This window comes from Pseudomonas sp. (assembly GCF_048269965.1).
Taxonomy (GTDB): domain Bacteria; phylum Pseudomonadota; class Gammaproteobacteria; order Pseudomonadales; family Pseudomonadaceae; genus Aquipseudomonas.
Genome location: NZ_JBLWTV010000030.1, coordinates 23600 through 39964, shown reverse-complemented (window position 1 = coordinate 39964; position 16365 = coordinate 23600). Strand labels below are relative to the sequence as shown.

The 16365-nt window shown below is 63.1% G+C and carries 16 protein-coding genes; 5 read left to right on the top strand and 11 right to left on the bottom strand.

The genetic code is table 11. The features are described from left to right. Positions 1-587: aminotransferase class III-fold pyridoxal phosphate-dependent enzyme (locus ACN0X6_RS23140; protein ID WP_417707533.1), on the bottom strand; the 587-nt coding region annotated here is incomplete at its 3' end. A 126-nt stretch (positions 588-713) separates the two neighbouring features. Further along, positions 714-2072 carry a glutamine synthetase family protein gene (locus tag ACN0X6_RS23135; protein ID WP_017678374.1) on the bottom strand — a complete coding sequence of 453 codons (1359 nt, stop codon included), beginning with the start codon at positions 2070-2072 and terminating at the stop codon, positions 714-716. A gap of 795 nt (positions 2073-2867) precedes the next feature. Here ACN0X6_RS23135 and ACN0X6_RS23130 point away from each other — a divergent pair. The 5 genes from ACN0X6_RS23130 to aguA all read left to right on the top strand — a co-directional run bounded on the left by ACN0X6_RS23130 (position 2868) and on the right by aguA (position 8500). Beyond that, complete coding sequence (locus ACN0X6_RS23130) at positions 2868-4247, top strand: glutamine synthetase family protein (RefSeq protein WP_047591612.1); 1380 nt, start codon at positions 2868-2870, stop codon at positions 4245-4247. Positions 4248-4408: 161 nt separating this feature from the next. After that, positions 4409-5467, top strand: a complete 1059-nt coding sequence (locus ACN0X6_RS23125; protein ID WP_417707531.1) for a polyamine ABC transporter substrate-binding protein — start codon at positions 4409-4411, stop codon at positions 5465-5467. Positions 5468-5538: 71 nt separating this feature from the next. After that, positions 5539-6183 carry a TetR/AcrR family transcriptional regulator gene (locus ACN0X6_RS23120; RefSeq protein WP_417707529.1) on the top strand — a complete coding sequence of 215 codons (645 nt, stop codon included), beginning with the start codon at positions 5539-5541 and terminating at the stop codon, positions 6181-6183. 264 nt (positions 6184-6447) lie between these two features. Then, the gene (gene aguB / locus ACN0X6_RS23115) at positions 6448-7332 is read left to right on the top strand and encodes an N-carbamoylputrescine amidase (RefSeq protein WP_417707528.1); all 885 of its coding nucleotides are present in this window, start codon (positions 6448-6450) and stop codon (positions 7330-7332) included. A gap of 70 nt (positions 7333-7402) precedes the next feature. Continuing rightward, the gene (aguA, locus tag ACN0X6_RS23110) at positions 7403-8500 is read left to right on the top strand and encodes an agmatine deiminase (RefSeq protein WP_417707526.1); all 1098 of its coding nucleotides are present in this window, start codon (positions 7403-7405) and stop codon (positions 8498-8500) included. A 158-nt stretch (positions 8501-8658) separates the two neighbouring features. Here aguA and ACN0X6_RS23105 read toward each other — a convergent pair whose 3' ends face one another. From ACN0X6_RS23105 to ACN0X6_RS23065, 9 genes are all read right to left on the bottom strand, one after another. Next, positions 8659-9648, bottom strand: coding sequence for a cytochrome-c peroxidase (locus tag ACN0X6_RS23105; RefSeq protein ID WP_417707524.1), 990 nt, complete (start codon positions 9646-9648; stop codon positions 8659-8661). A gap of 117 nt (positions 9649-9765) precedes the next feature. After that, a complete protein-coding gene (locus ACN0X6_RS23100; RefSeq protein WP_074676671.1) occupies positions 9766-9954 on the bottom strand; it encodes a DUF2892 domain-containing protein in 189 nt (62 codons plus the stop codon). Positions 9955-9968: 14 nt separating this feature from the next. Continuing rightward, entirely contained in the window at positions 9969-10388 is a 420-nt protein-coding gene (locus ACN0X6_RS23095) for a DUF6691 family protein (protein WP_417707522.1), read from the bottom strand. A gap of 2 nt (positions 10389-10390) precedes the next feature. Beyond that, a complete protein-coding gene (locus tag ACN0X6_RS23090) occupies positions 10391-10825 on the bottom strand; it encodes a YeeE/YedE family protein (RefSeq protein ID WP_417707520.1) in 435 nt (144 codons plus the stop codon). After that, entirely contained in the window at positions 10822-11136 is a 315-nt protein-coding gene (locus ACN0X6_RS23085) for an ArsR/SmtB family transcription factor (protein WP_192984093.1), read from the bottom strand. Before ACN0X6_RS23085 ends, ACN0X6_RS23090 begins: the two co-directional genes overlap by 4 nt. A gap of 185 nt (positions 11137-11321) precedes the next feature. Beyond that, positions 11322-11711 carry a glycine cleavage system protein GcvH gene (gene gcvH, locus ACN0X6_RS23080; protein WP_079784883.1) on the bottom strand — a complete coding sequence of 130 codons (390 nt, stop codon included), beginning with the start codon at positions 11709-11711 and terminating at the stop codon, positions 11322-11324. A gap of 351 nt (positions 11712-12062) precedes the next feature. After that, positions 12063-13160 (bottom strand): glycine cleavage system aminomethyltransferase GcvT, encoded by a 1098-nt coding sequence (gcvT, locus tag ACN0X6_RS23075; RefSeq protein ID WP_417707518.1) that lies wholly within the window; start codon positions 13158-13160, stop codon positions 12063-12065. A 314-nt stretch (positions 13161-13474) separates the two neighbouring features. Next, entirely contained in the window at positions 13475-15091 is a 1617-nt protein-coding gene (locus ACN0X6_RS23070) for an ABC transporter permease (RefSeq protein WP_417707516.1), read from the bottom strand. A gap of 201 nt (positions 15092-15292) precedes the next feature. Beyond that, entirely contained in the window at positions 15293-16294 is a 1002-nt protein-coding gene (locus tag ACN0X6_RS23065; RefSeq protein WP_417707515.1) for an extracellular solute-binding protein, read from the bottom strand. Positions 16295-16365: the final 71 nt, after the last annotated feature.

Genomic DNA, 16365 nt, shown 5'->3' with positions numbered 1-16365 from the left:
CCACCCTCACCGAACCAGTACGGCTGCGGGATATGCGCGATGCCCGGGATCGGCAGGTCGCCCTGCTCGTGCATGAACTTCATGCCGCCGAGGCTGGCGCCAGCCACGGTGGAACCGTGGTAGCCGTTGTCGCGGCCGATGATGATCTTCTTGTTCGGCTGCCCCTTGCACGCCCAATAGTGGCGCACCAGACGCAGCATGGTGTCGTTGCCCTCCGAGCCCGAACCGGTGAAGAACACGTGGTTCATGCCGGCCGGCGCCAGCTGGGAGATGGCGTGGGCCAGCTCCAGTACCGGCGGGTGGGCGGTCTGGAAGAAGGTGTTGTAGAACGGCAGTTGGCGCATCTGTGCGCTGGCGGCTTCGACCAGCTCCTCGCGGCCATAGCCGACGGCCACGCACCACAGACCGGCCATGCCATCGAGGATCCTGTTGCCCTCGCTGTCCCACAGGTGCACACCCTTGGCCTCGGTGATGATGCGCGGGCCCTTCTCGGCCAGTTGCTTGTAATCACTGAACGGCGCCAGGTGGTGGGCCTGGCTGAGGGCTTGCCAGTGGGCGGTCTTGGGGTTCTTGGCTTGCTGGTTCATCACAACACCTTGCTTGTGCGAGCCGTCTCGACAACTCGCGAAAAACGTCTGGATCGTGGGAGGCGCTTCAGCGGCGATATTCGCGGCTAAAGCCCCTCCCACAGAGCCATCAGAGGCTATGCAGCCTTACACCGACAGCAGCAGGAACTCGCGCTCCCAGGAGCTGATCACGCGCTTGAAGTTCTCGTGCTCGGCACGCTTGACCGCGACGTAGCCACGGATGAACTTCTCACCGAGGAATTTCTCGGCGTCCTTGCAGGCTTCCATACGCTCCAGGGCGCTCTCGATGGTCACCGGCAAGCGCAGGTTGCGACGCTCGTAGCCACGACCCTTGACCGGTGCACCGGGTTTCACCCCGCCGACCATGCCCATGTAGCCGCACAGCAGGGTCGCTGCCAGCACCAGATAGGGGTTGGCATCAGCGCCGGCCAGGCGGTTTTCCACGCGGCGGTTCTGCGGGCTGGCTTCGGGGACGCGCAGGCCTACGGTGCGGTTCTCCTCGCCCCATTCGACGTTCACCGGCGCCGAGGTATCGGGCAGGAAGCGACGGAACGAGTTGACGTTCGGCGCGAACAACGGCAGCAGCTCGGGGATGTATTTCTGCAGCCCCCCGATGTGATGCATGAACAGCTCGCTCATCGTGCCGTCTTCGTTGGAGAAGATGTTCTTGCCGGTCTTGATGTCGACCACGCTCTGGTGGATGTGCATGGCGCTGCCAGGCTCGTCGGTGATCGGCTTGGCCATGAAGGTCGCCGCCACGTCATGCTTGAGCGCGGCTTCACGCATGGTGCGCTTGAACACCAGAATCTGGTCGGCCAGGTGCAGCGCATCGCCGTGACGGAAGTTGATTTCCATCTGCGCCGGGCCTTCTTCGTGGATCAGGGTGTCCAGATCCAGGCCTTGCAGTTCGCACCAGTCGTACATGTCTTCGAACAGCGGGTCGAACTCGTTGGCCGCGTCGATGGAAAAGCTCTGACGGCCGGTTTCCGGGCGGCCGGAGCGGCCAACGGGTGCCACCAGCGGGAAGTCCGGATCGCTGTTGCGCTTGGTCAGATAGAACTCCATCTCCGGCGCGACGATGGGCTTCCAGCCCTTCTCGGCGTACATCTGCAACACCTTCTTGAGGATATTGCGCGGCGACAGCTCAATGGGGTTGCCCTGCTTGTCGAACGTGTCGTGGATCACCATGGCGGTGGGCTCGATGGCCCAGGGCACGACGAAGACAGCGTTGGCGTCCGGACGGCAGAACATGTCGATGTCCGCTTCGTCCAGCAGGTCGTAATAGATGTCGTCCTCGACGTAGTCGCCAGTCACGGTCTGCAGCAGCACGCTCTCTGGGAGGCGCATGCCTTTCTCGTCGAGAAACTTGTTGGTCGGCGAGATCTTGCCGCGGGCAATGCCGGTCAGGTCACTGATCAGGCATTCGACTTCGGTGATTTTGCGTTCTTTCAGCCAGCTCGTGAGCTGGTCTAGCTTGGTACTCATAGAGACCTCAGGGTTGTAGAACCTGCTTGAGTTATAGCGGGTTCAGCGTTGCCCCGCCTTCTTCCTGCAAGCCTCACCAAAGGCCTGAAAGAAGGCGAGATATTCGGGTGGATGCTACTAGGGGTGCGGCACCTCCGGCACCTGGCATTTCACTCCACCGAAATAAAATCGCTCACCCCTTTTCACGAACACCGAGCTGTCTGGTTCGCGGCATAGCGCGGGCCCAGCGAGGCCAGCGAGTGGCTTGCGTGCTGCCGAGCGCGGGCCTGAGCGGACGCCAAGGGGCGTTGCGCAGCCACGTACGCTATCGTGCAGGGTATGGAATGAGCGAACGGCCTGATGAGACAGGCCGCGCGACGCAGGAGCCGCAAAGGAGAGCTGTTGCTGCACTGCAGCGGCCATGCTCATGACTGATCGAGCCCGCATGATGAGCAGACTCGCCTCGCTGACGAGGGAAGAGGTCGCGTGACCGATGATCCTGGTGCAAGCGCTGACGCCGATGGCCGGCAGGCAAAACATGAGACACCCGTATTATTGCTGTTAGTGGGTTTGAACCGAGCTTAGCCTTGTTCATTTTTTTACACAATAGCTCTGTAAAAAATTGAACACACCCCACTGAGCAGCCAGAAAGATCAACGCTTGGAGCACGCTGAAAGGCCTTGAAATGCCCCAAAAATGGCCATCGCGCCCCATCACAGGGCATCATTGGGCCAGCTTGACAGTAAAGTGCGTTTCGGATTGACTCACACCCATGCAGTCGCATGATTGATATATTTAACAAAAAGGTGTTGCATCATGTCGGTACCCCCGCGTGCCGTTCAGCTTAACGAAGCGAACGCGTTCCTCAAGGAACATCCCGAGGTCCAGTTCGTCGACCTTCTTATTGCAGATATGAATGGCGTGGTGCGCGGCAAGCGCATCGACCGAAACGCCCTGCACAAGGTGTACGAGAAAGGCATCAACCTGCCGGCCTCGCTCTTCGCCCTCGACATCAATGGTTCCACCGTCGAGAGCACCGGCCTTGGCCTGGATATCGGTGACGCCGACCGTATCTGCTTCCCCATCCCCAATACCCTGTGCAACGAGCCCTGGCAGAAGCGCCCCACCGCGCAACTGCTGATGACCATGCACGAGCTGGACGGCACGCCCTTCTTCGCCGACCCACGCGAGGTATTGCGCCAGGTGGTGCAGAAGTTCGACGAACTGGGCCTGCGTATCTGCGCAGCCTTCGAACTGGAGTTCTACCTGATCGACCAGGAGAACGTGAACGGCCGGCCGCAGCCGCCACGCTCGCCGATCTCCGGCAAGCGCCCGCACTCCACTCAGGTCTACCTGATCGACGATCTCGACGAGTACGTCGACTGCCTGCAGGACATGCTCGAAGCCGCCAAGGAGCAGGACATCCCGGCCGATGCCATCGTCAAGGAAAGTGCCCCGGCGCAGTTCGAGGTCAACCTGCACCACGTCGAAGACGCCATCAAGGCCTGCGACTACGCGCTGCTGCTCAAGCGCCTGATCAAGAACATCGCCTACGACCACGAGATGGACTCCACCTTCATGGCCAAGCCCTATCCGGGCCAGGCGGGCAATGGTCTGCACGTGCACATCTCGCTGCTCGACAAGAAGACCGGCAAGAACATCTTCGCCGCCGACGATCCGCTGCAGAACACCTCGCTGCGTCATGCCGTCGGCGGCATTCTCGACACCATGGCGGCGTCGATGGCCTTCCTCTGCCCCAACGTCAACTCCTACCGCCGCTTCGGCGCACAGTTCTACGTGCCCAACGCACCGAGCTGGGCGCTGGACAACCGCACCGTGGCCGTACGCGTACCGACCGGCAGCGCCGACGCAGTGCGCATCGAACACCGCGTGGCGGGTGCCGATGCCAACCCCTACCTGATGCTGGCGTCGATTCTCGCCGGCATCCACCACGGCCTGACCAACCAGATCGAACCCGGCGAGCCGATCGAGGGCAACTCCTACGAGCAGCTCGAACCCAGCCTGCCGAACAACCTGCGCGATGCCCTGCGCGAGCTGGACGACAGCGAAGTGCTGAACAAGTACATCGATCCGAAGTACATCGACATCTTCGTCGCGTGCAAGGAAGCCGAGCTGCAGGAGTTCGAGACCACCATCTCCGACCTCGAATACAACTGGTACCTGCACACCGTGTAACACCGAGAAAGCCGGCCGTAGAGCCGGCTTCTTTTTGCCTGCCAATTACCGCCTGCTCCGGCATCTTGCGGCTCGCCTCACGGCGGCTGCGCTGACATGCATCAACCATCGGCGAGCAAGACCGCCGGATACTGTTGCTTTCATCAATCGGGGAGTTACTCATGCAACGCGCTCTTGCCGTCATTCTGCTAGGCCTGACCTGCGGCCTGGCTCAGGCTGCCGACAGCATCCGGGTCTACAACTGGAACGATTACATCGCGCCGCAGGTGCTGGAAAATTTCACCCGCGACACCGGCATCGAGGTCGAGTACCACACCTTCGCCAGTGCCGAGGAGCTGGCACAGGCGCTGGACAGCGGCCAGCCGATCGACATCGCTGTGCCTTCGCACAATGACCTGCCAGCGCTGATCGCCAGCGGTCGCATTCGCCCGCTGGATTTCAACCTGCTGCCCAACCGCACACACCTGGACAAGCAGTTGCTGAGCAAGCTGGCTGCGGTCGACCCACAGAACCAGCACGCCGTCCCCTACCTGTGGGGCGCGGTTGGCCTGGCGATCAATACCCCGCAGGCCGAAGCGGCCTATGGCGGCCCGCTGCCGGACAGCTGGAGCCTGCTGTTCGACGCCGAACAGAGCAAGCGCCTGGCCAGTTGCGGCATAAGCGTGCTGGATGCGTCGGATGAAACCCTGTCGTTGCTGCTCAACTACCAGGGCCGCAGCCTGGCACGCAGCGCACCGAGCCGCGTCGAACGTGCCGGGGAGATACTCGACGCCCTGCGCCCGAACCTGCGCTATGTCGACAGTGAACGCTACATCGATGATCTCAACGACGGCCGCCTGTGCCTGGCCATGGCCTGGGTCGGCGATGCCCTGGCCGCCGCGCAGGCCGGCCAGCCGGTGCGCTTCGTGGTGCCGGAAGAGGGCTCGGTACTGTTCATCGACAACTTGGTGATCCCCGCCAATGCCAGCCGCCCGGAGCTTGCCCACCGCTTCATCGACTACCTGATGCAGCCGCAGGTGATCGCCCAGATCACCGCCGAGACGCTCTACCCCAACGGCAATGCCGACTCGGCACAGTTCATCGACAGCGCCCTGCTGGAACAGCCCGGGCTCTATCCGGATCAGGACACCAAGCGCCGCCTGTACCCACTGGAGGCGCTCTCGCAGAAGCATGCCCAGATACGCAACGACGTCTGGCAGCGTTTCCGCGACGGCAGTTGAACGGATGGCGAGGCTTGCCTCGCCAACACCGCCTGACGTCCAATAGCACCTCGCCCACCGAAGAGCTCACCATGTCCCGTACCGCCAGCACCCGCAAGCCGCGCGCCAGCAGCCAGGCACGGATCGCCGTGATCCTCGCAGCAGCACGCGAACTGCTGGCCGAGCAAGGCGTGGCCAATCTGTCGGTCTACACGGTGGCCGAGCACGCGAAGATTCCGCCGTCCTCGGTCTACCACTTCTTCGCCAGCGTACCGGCACTGCTCGAAGGCCTCACGGCAGACGTACACGCAGCCTTTCGCGCCTGCCTGCAGGAACCCGTCGAGCATGCCAGCCTGAACACCTGGCATGACCTGTCGCGTATCGTCGAACAACGCATGCTGGACATCTACGCGCGCGACGCCGCAGCGCGCCAGCTGATCCTCGCCCAGCACGGCCTGGCCGAAGTCACTCAGGCCGACCATCAGCACGACATCGAACTGGGCCGCCTGATGCAGGCATTGTTCGAGCGTCACTTCCCCCTGCCGCAATTACCGACGGATATCGATGTATTCGCCCTGGCCATGGAGCTGGGTGATCGCGTCTACGCCCGCTCCGTGCAACTGCATGGCGAAATCAGCCCACGCCTGGCCGAAGAGGGCATGCGCGTCTTCGACGCCTATCTGGGTCTGTACCTGCCCGCTGCGCTGCCAAAACGAGCCACGCCGCTTATCCCGTAGGGTGTCGCGGGGCCACCTGGCTATGCACACCGCCGACATCTCGGCAGTCGGGGCCTGGCGCGCACAGCGCGCCCCAGGGTTTGCAAACCCATGAACCCGACAAAAATCGAATGATTTTCGGAAAACCGATCAATCACGCCTTCTAATACCGATATTTATCGGATATAAATCGAGCATCCCGCCTTGGTCGATGTCCAGCCATGGCACTCCGAGAAGGCCTCCGCTGACGCCGGGTTGGCCTGTGAACGAGCCAAGAGGTGCTTCATGTCCCGTATCGTTACCGTCGCTGCGACCCAGATGGCCTGCTCCTGGGATACCGCCGCGAACATCGCCAATGCCGAGAAGCTGGTGCGCCAGGCAGCAGCCCAGGGCGCCCAGATCATCCTGATCCAGGAGCTGTTCGAGACCCCCTACTTCTGCCAGAAACCGAACGCCGACTACACCCAGCTGGCCACCAGGGTGGAAGACAATCCGGCCATCGTGCACTTCAAGAAAGTCGCCGCCGAACTGAAGGTGGTGCTGCCGATCAGCTTCTTCGAACGTGCCGGCCGCGCCCGCTTCAACAGCATCGCCATCATCGACGTCGACGGCAGCAATCTCGGTATTTATCGAAAAAGCCACATCCCCGATGGCCCCGGCTACCACGAGAAGTACTACTTCAACCCGGGCGATACCGGCTTCAAGGTCTGGGACACCGCCTATGCGCGCATCGGCGTGGGTATCTGCTGGGACCAATGGTTCCCCGAGAGCGCACGCAGCATGGCGCTGATCGGCGCAGAAATCCTCTTCTACCCCACCGCCATCGGTAGCGAGCCACACGATGCCAACATCAGCTCGCGCAACCACTGGCAGCGCGTGCAGCAGGGTCATGCCGGCGCCAACCTGATGCCGCTGGTGGCCAGCAACCGCATCGGTCGCGAGGAACAGGACGGTTACCACATCACCTTCTACGGCAGTTCGTTCATCGCCAACCAGTATGGCGAGAAGGTCGAGGAACTGAACCAGACCGAGGAAGGCGTGCTGGTACACAGCTTCGACCTGAGCGAACTGGAGAAGGTGCGCACGGCCTGGGGTGTGTTCCGCGACCGTCGCCCGAACCTATACTGGCCGCTTTCCACGCTCGATGGTGAAACGCCGTCGATCCCCTAGGGTGCGCTGTGCGCACCTCACCCTCCAAACACTTTGCCGGTGCGCATGGCGCACCCTACGGAACCAAGACATGAACACCCTGACCACCACACCACGTGCCGATGGCTTTCGCATGCCGGCAGAATGGGAACCGCACAGCCAGACCTGGATGGTCTGGCCCGAGCGCCCGGACAACTGGCGCAACGGCGGCAAGCCAGCCCAGGCTGCCTTCACCGCCGTGGCCAAGGCCATCGCCCAGTTCGAGCCGGTAACCGTCTGCGTATCCGCGGCGCAGTATGAGAACGCCCGCGCACGCCTGGATGACGCCAACATCCGCCTGGTGGAAATCACCACCGATGACGCCTGGGTGCGCGACACCGGCCCGACCTTCGTCAGCAACGCCAGCGGCGAAGTGCGCGGCGTGGACTGGTCGTTCAATGCCTGGGGCGGCTTCGACGGCGGTCTGTACTGGCCGTGGCTGCGTGACGATCAGGTGGCGCGCAAGATCCTCGAGATCGAAGGCTGCAAGCGCTACCGCACCGAAGGCTTCGTGCTCGAGGGCGGTTCGATCCATGTCGATGGCGAAGGCACCCTGATCACCACCGAAGAGTGCCTGCTGAACAGGAACCGCAATCCGCACCTGTCGCGTGAGGAAATCGAGGCCGTGCTGCGCGAGCACCTGGCCATCGACACGGTGATCTGGCTACCGGACGGCCTGTACAACGACGAGACCGATGGCCACGTCGACAACTTCTGCTGCTACGTGCGCCCCGGTGAAGTGCTGCTGGCCTGGACCGACGATGCGAACGACCCCAACTACCCGCGCTGCCAGGCCGCCATGCGCGTGCTGGAAAGCGCGCGCGATGCCAAGGGCCGCCAGCTGGCCGTGCACAAGATGCCGATTCCTGGCCCGCTTCACGCCAGCGCAGAAGAATGCGCAGGCGTCGACATCGTCGACGGCAGCCAGGAACGCAGCCCGGAGGTTCGCCTGGCCGGCTCCTACGTCAACTTCCTCATCGTCAACGGCGGCATCGTCGCGCCGAGCTTCGATGACCCGAAGGACGAAGAGGCGCGCGCCATCCTCGAGCGTATTTTCCCCGAGCACCGCGTGGTGATGGTGCCAGGCCGCGAGATTCTGCTCGGCGGCGGCAATATCCACTGCATCACCCAGCAGCAGCCCAAAGGCTGAGCAACGTAGGGTGGACAACGCGAAGCTTGTCCACCAAAGGCGACACCCCTGCCTTCCGGCAATGGTGGATAAACACAGCGTTATCCACCCTACGGCGGATTTACCCGCCTACGCCGGTAAACGCCCGGCACATGCCGGGCGTTTTCGTTAGCGCCAACTCACTCGAACGGCTGCGGCCGCGGCGTGGCGTTGTTCGACGGCGGCAGGATCGGCAAGGCAAAGCTCGGCTGCTCGCCAGTCAAAGTCTTGAGGAATGCGGTGATCTTGCCGATCTCGCCTTCGCTCAACTGCCGGCCGAGCTGCAACCGCGCCATGATGTCCACCGACTCCTCCAGCTTCCAGTAGGCGCCGTCATGGAAGTAGGGATAGGTCAGTTCGACGTTGCGCAGGGTCGGCACCTTGAACTTGAAGCGGTCGGCATCCTTGCCGGTCAGGCCAGCCACACCTTCGGCCGGGTTGCTGGTTTCGTAGGGTTCGACGAGCCCCATCTTCTGGAACGAGTTGCCGCCCAGCGCCGGCCCGTTGTGGCATGCCACGCAGCCGATGGACTTGAACAGCTCGTAGCCCTCCCGCTCGGCCTGGGTGATGGCCTGCTGGTCGCCCTTGAGCCAGAGGTCGAAGCGCGAATTGGGCGTGACCAGGGTCTTTTCGAACTCGGCGATGGCGTCGGTCACCTCATCGAGGGTGATTTCGTCGGTCTTGTACACGGCCTTGAACGACTCGCGGTACTGCGGGATCGAGCGCAGCACGTCGATGGCGAGAATGTGGGTGAAGGCCATCTCCATCGGGTTGGCGATGGGGCCGGCAGCCTGTTCCTTGAGGTCGGCGGCGCGGCCATCCCAGAACTGCGCCAGGTTGAGACTGGAATTGAGCACGGTCGGCGAGTTGATCGGCCCTTGCTGCCAGTTGTGACCGATCGAGCTGGGCAGGTTGTCGCTGCCGCCCATCGACAGGTTGTGGCAGGCGTTGCAGGAAATGAACCCCGAGCGCGACAGGCGCGGATCGAAGAACAGCTGCTTGCCCAACTCCACCTTGGCCGGATCGGTGATCTCGGCCGGTGCGATAGGCTCGACGGGTTCGCTGACCGGTACATTGGCCCAGGCGCTGGCGCCCAGGCACAACCCGACCATCAGGCTCAGAGTGCGCATGCGTATCTCTCCTCGGGTATTGGCTGTTCTGGTTATGCCTTGACCATGCCCAGCGCGAACTCGGGGCGGCTTGATCTACATCAAGCCGCACATGCATGCCGCCTCAGTGGATTTGTTTCATTTCATTTTGCAGGTGCTGATACCCAGCAGTGGATACGCCGGGCAGAAACGGAAGATGCCGGTCGCCAGTGGCACCACACCGATCCAGCCCCACAGGCCGATGACGCCGGCCAGGCTCAGCGCGATAAGGATCAGACCTGCGGCGATGCGCAGACTGCGGTCGAGCGTTCCAACATTGGCTTTCATCGAGTTTCTCCAGGTCAACGTCCACGCCGGCCTTCCAGCGCGGTAAAGATCAGCATGCCGGCGAGCATCGCCGCGACGAACAGCAGTGCCTGCCAGTGCCCGGTCAGCAGGATGGCAACGGCCGGCCCCGGACAGATGCCGGCGATACCCCAACCGACACCGAACAGCAGGCTGCCACCAATCAGGCGAGCATCGAGGTCGCGACGCGTCGGCAGCTGCATGGCGCCGCCCAGCAGGGCCTTGGCACGCCGCTGCGCCAGATTCAGCGGCAGCACCGCTGCGCCGATTGCACCTGCCATCACCAGGGCGAGAGACGGGTCCCAGTCACCGGCCAGATCGAGAAAGGCCAGCACCTTGGTCGGATCGGCCATGCCCGCCAGCAACAGACCGAGGCCAAACAGCAGGCCGCAGGCGAATGCACTGAGTCTGACCATGTTCATGCCCCCAACAGATGACGCAGAACAAAGACCGTGACGAAACCGCTGGCCATGAAGCACAAGGTTGCCAGCATGGAGCGCGGCGACAGACGGGAAATACCGCAGACGCCATGGCCGCTGGTGCAGCCCGAGCCATAGCGGGTACCGATACCGACCAGCAAGCCGGCAACGATCAAGCCCAGGCTGCCCGTCTCGAATCGAATAGCCGGCAATGCCGCGAACACTCCCCAGAGCAAGGGCGCCAGAAGCAGGCCAAGAAGGAATGCCGCCTTTTCACCTCGCCCCTCAGCACCGCGTTGCAGCAGACTGCCGAGCAGGCCGCTGATACCGGCAACCCGGCCATTTACCAGGGCGAACACGGAGGCCGCCAGGCCGATCAGGGCACCGCCAGCCAGAGCACTCCAGGGCGTGAAAGCAGCCCAGTCGACGTTCATTGCCGGCCCTCGCAGAACAGGTGGTAGAGGGTCTCGATCACCGCCAGCGCCGCCGGACTGCTGATGCGATAGAAGATCTGCTTGCCGTCGCGACGGGTTGCCACCAGCCCTTCGCGGCGCAGCACAGCCAGTTGCTGGGACAACGTGGGCTGCTGGATACCGAGCAGCGTCTCCAGTTCGCTGACATTGAGCTCGCCCTGCGACAGCTGGCAAAGCAGCAGCAGACGATCCGGATTGGCCAGCGCCTTGAGCAGTTGTCCGGCAGCGTCGGCATTGGCGCGCAGTTGCTGGATATCGATGGATTCGACCATGGAACACCTTCACTCAAAACAATATGTATTTTTATATATTGTTTTGAGTGAAGGTGTCAACGCCAATGCACAATGGAGCAGGTGTAGGGCGGGCGCACCCCGCCAGGGTGATCGGGGGTTGCACCCGCCCTACGCGATAAACGCGAAAACCCGCCGAGGCGGGTTTTCTGGACGCTGCGGATGAATCAGGCGTCGGCGTCAGCAGCGGCTTGATAGGCTGCAGCGTCCAGCAGCTTGTCCAGCTCGCTGGCGTCGCTCGGCTTGAGCTTGAAGAACCAGCTGCCGTACGGGTCGCTGTTGACGCTTTCCGGGCTGTCGGTCAGCGCTTCGTTGATGGCGATCACTTCGCCGCCAACGGGTGCGTAGATGTCGGAGGCAGCCTTGACCGACTCCACCACGCCCGCTTCCTGGCCAGCATTCAGTTGCTTGCCAACTTCCGGCAGCTCGATGAACACCACGTCGCCAAGGGCTTCCTGGGCATGGTCGGAGATGCCCACGGTCACGCTGCCGTCAGCCTCCAGGCGCGCCCACTCGTGGCTGGCGGCATAACGCAGATCGGCGGGGATATTGCTCATGTGTCTTTCCTCGTAAGCGATGACGGCAGGTGGGCCGTCAGGACAATTTAGCAGGCCGCGGCGCCAGGGGAAGCCAGCACCGCGACTAAAAAGATTCAGAACCTGTTTACGATCTCGCGAGCGAGAGCCATGCAAGGCGCAACGACCAGCGGGAGTAACAGCCGAAGGCTGGCCCGTAGGGCGAGCGCCAGCGAGTCAAACAGGCGAGGAAGCAGAGTTTACGAGCTGTAAATGAGCATTGCTCGTTGCACTCGTCCTTCGGACCGCGCTGAAGCGCGTCAGCCTTTGACGGCTTTCCGAGCCTGTTTATAACGCAGCAGGGCCGGCGCGCAGCAGATCGCAGGCAGGTTCTCAGATAAGGGTTTTGCCGTTGCGCACGAAGCCCGGCCTGACCACCCGCACCGGGTACCACTTGCCGCGGATCTCCACCTCGGCACGATCCCCGGTCGCTGCCGGTACCCGTGCCAACGCGATGGATTTGTTCAGCGTAGGCGAGAAGCTGCCACTGGTGATCTCGCCGTCACCGATACCTTCGACGCGTACTACCTGATGCGCGCGCAGCACGCCGCGCTCCTCCAGTACCAGGCCCACCAGCTTGCTCGGGCAACCGGCAGCGCGCTGCACCTCCAGCGCCGGACGGCCGATGAAATCGCGCGCGACCGGCTCCCAGGCGATGGTCCAGGCCATATTGGCGGCCAGCGGGCTGACCTGCTCATCCATGTCCTGGCCGTAGAGGTTCATCCCCGCCTCCAGGCGCAGCGTGTCGCGTGCGCCAAGGCCGATGGGAGCGATACCGGCACCGACCAGATCGTTGAGCAAGGACACCACCTCGCTCACCGGCAGGACGATCTCCAGCCCGTCTTCGCCGGTATAACCGGTACGGGCGATGAACCAGTCGCCCTCGGGCAACCCCTGGAACGGCTTGAGTTCATGGATCAGCGCTGCACGTGCCTGGCTCAACAGTTCCGATACCCGTACCCGCGCCTTGGGCCCCTGAATGGCGAGCATGGCCAGGTCACGACGCTCACGCAGCTGCACATCGAAATCGCCAGCCTGGGCGTGCATCCAGGCCAGGTCCTTGTCACGGGTGCCGGCGTTGACCACCAGCCGATAGCCCTGCTCCTGGGAAGAAGAACTGGTGAGGTAGACGATCAGGTCGTCGATCACCCCGCCCTGCTCATTAAGCATGGCGCTGTACAGCGCCTTGCCGGGGCTCTCCAGACGGGCCACATCGTTGGCCAGCAGACGCTGCAGAAAGGCCTGGGCCTGGCTGCCACTCACGTCCACCACGCACATGTGCGAGACATCGAACACGCCGCACTCGCGGCGCACCTGATGATGCTCCTCCACTTGCGAACCGTAGTGCAGCGGCATGTCCCAGCCGCCGAAATCCACCATCTTGGCCCCCAGTGCCAGGTGCAGGTCATAGAGGGGGGTGCGCTGTCCCATGGGTTATCTCCTTCCGGGCTTGGCGAAGCGATTTAGCCCCCTAGAAGCTACCTCCGTTGCCATTGCTGCGTTGAAAGTGGGCTCGAAATGCTCATGTACAAAAGTACATTCCGCTTTCTCTCCCACTGTCGCCTTGCACTGGCTGCCTCGGCTACGCTTCTAGATGAGTCCTGTCGGGCTGCCCCGACTCGCGAATGGCGCGCATTGTAGCCGCATGCGTCCGGGGGGTCATCCTGGCTTCAAGTCGTAGGGCGGGTGCAACCCGCCATGCCCCGATACTGGCGGGTTGCAACCGCCCTACCGCGCTGTATTGATCAACCGAAACCGCGTGCCGAACGACGGATCAGCAAAATCACCGGCAGCAGGCCGACCAGCACCAGGGTCAGCGCCGGCAGCGAGGCGCGCGCCCATTCGCCCTCGCTGGTCATTTCGAAGACACGTACCGACAGCGTGTCCCAGCCGAACGGACGCATCAGCAGGGTCGCCGGCATCTCCTTGAGCACATCGACGAACACCAGCAGAGCCGCCGACAGCGTGCCTGGCAGCAGCAAGGGCAGGTAGACCCTGAAGAACAACCCGAAGCTGCCAACGCCCAGGCTGCGCGAAGCTTCTGGCAGGGACGGACGAATACGCGCCAGGCTGGTTTCCAGCGGCCCGAAGGCCACCGCCATGAAGCGAATCAGATAGGCCACCAGCAGCGCCGCCAGGCTACCCAGCAACAGCGGCTTGCCGGCACCGCCCAATGCCGTGGACAGCGGAATCACCAGTTCACGATCCAGAAAGCTGAACGCCAGCATGATCGCCACCGCCAGCACCGAACCCGGCAAGGCATAGCCGAGGTTGCCCAGCGCGACACCGAAACGCACGCCGCGATTCGGCGCCTGACGCCGGGCGAAGGCCAGCAGCATGGCCACGCTGACGGTGATCAACGCCGCCATGCCGCCCAGATAGAGGGTATGCAGGATCAGCCCGGCGTAGCGCTCATCGAGGTCGAAGCGACCACGCTGCCAGAACCAGGCCAGCAGTTGCAGCAGCGGGATGACGAAGGCGCAGGCGAACACCAGACCGCACCAGGCGCTGGCGGCAAAGGCCTTCCAGCCGTGCAACTGATACAGCGCCTTGCCCCGTGGCCGCTCGTTGGCAGGCCGCGCGGCGCCACGCGCACGGCGCTCGCCATAAAGCACCAGCGCCACCGCCAGCAGCAGCAGACTGGCCAACTGAGTGGCACTGGTCAGGCTGTAGAAGCTGTACCAGGTCTTGTAGATCGCCGTGGTGAAGGTGTCGAAATTGAATACCGACACCGCACCGAAATCGGCCAGGGTTTCCATGATCGCCAGGGCCAGGCCGGCACCGATGGCCGGTCGCGCCATCGGCAGCGCCACACGCCAGAACGCCTGCCAAGGGCTCTGCCCGAGCACCCGCGCCGCCTCCATCAAGCCCTTGCCCTGGGCCAGGAAGGCACCACGGGCGAGCAGGTAGACGTAGGGATAGAACACCAGCACCAGCACGATGATCACACCGCCAGTGGAGCGCACCCGCGGCAGGCGCAAGCCGCTGCCGAACCCTTCACGCAGCAGCGTCTGCACCGGGCCGGCGAAATCCAGCAGACCCACGAAGACGAACGCCAGGACATAGGCGGGAATGGCGAAGGGCAGCATCAGCGCCCAGTCCAGCCAGCGCCGCCCGGGGAACTCGCAGAGGCTGGTGAGCCAGGCCAGGCTGACGCCCAGCAGTGTCACGCCCACGCCAACACCGATTACCAACATCAGCGTGTTGCCGATCAGCCGCGCCATCTGCGTCTGCCACAGGTGCGACCAGATTTGCTGATCGACCTCATGCCAGCTCAGCAGCAATACCGACAGGGGCATCAGCACAAGAACGGCGACGGCAAGAACGATGGGATACCAGCGACGCTGGACGGGATGCGGCACGCGGATTCCTCGACTACGGAAATGACGACGCCCCGGCTGGGCGGGGCGTCGCAGTATAACGGCAGCGCTGTGCTCGTCGATGATCGTTCCCACGCTCCGCGTGGGAATGCGGCGCTCGACGCTGCAGCGTCAGAAGCCAACAGAGGTGACGCGGAGCGTCACTGGTGACGTACCCACGCCGGAGCGTGGGCACGATCTCCTTTACTGCCAGCCGGCGCGATCCATCAGCATGGTGGCTTCAGCCTGACGCTTGCCCGCCACTTCGGTGGCGACCGAATCAGCCTTGAAGGTGCCCCAGGCAGCCACTTCCTCGGACGGTGCAACCGCCGGGTTGGCCGGGAACTCCTGGTTGACGCCAGCGAAGATGCTTTGTGCTTCCGGGGTGGTCATCCACTCCAGCAGCTTCCTGGCCTGTTCGGCGTGCGGTGCATGCTTGGTCACACCGGCACCGGCCAGGTTGACGTGCACGCCACGGTCGTTCTGGTTCGGCCAGAAGGGTTTGACCTTCAGATCCGGCTGCTGCTTGTGCAGGCGACCGTAGTAGTAGGTGTTGGTGATACCCACGTCGCACTGGCCGGCGTCGATGGCCTGCAGCAGCGCAGTGTCATCCGGGAATACGTCGGTAGCCAGGTTGTTGACCCAGCCCTTGACGATCTCCTCGGTCTTCTCGGCGCCATGGGCTTCGATCAGGGTGGCGGTCAGCGACTGGTTGTAGACCTTCTTGCTGGTACGCAGGCACAGGCGGCCTTCCCAGTCCTTGTCAGCCAGGGCTTCGTAGGTGGACAACTCTTGCGGCTTGACGCGCTCGGTGGAGTAGAAAATGGTCCGTGCACGCAGCGACAGGCCAGTCCAGCTGTCGGTGCTGGAGCGGTACTGGGCGGGGATGTTGGCGTCGATCACGTCGGACTTGGTCGGCTGCAGCACGCCTTCCTGCTCGGCCTGCCAGAGGTTGCCGGCGTCGACGGTGATCAGCAGGTCGGCCGGGGTGTTGGCGCCTTCGGCCTTGAGACGGGCGATCAGCGGGGCTTCCTTGTCGGTGATGAACTTCACCTTGACCCCGGTTTTCTCGGTGTAGGCATCGAACACCGGCTTGATCAGCTCATCGATGCGGGCGGAATAGACCACCACTTCGTCGGCAGCCTGAACGGCGGTTGCCAGGGTGCTGAGAGTGAATGCAGCGAGAAGCGCGTTGCGAGCCTTCATGGGACCAGCCTCTTGTGGGTGAGCAAAGTGGCTGAATAGTAGTGAATGTTATTTGCCTTCTCAACGTAAAC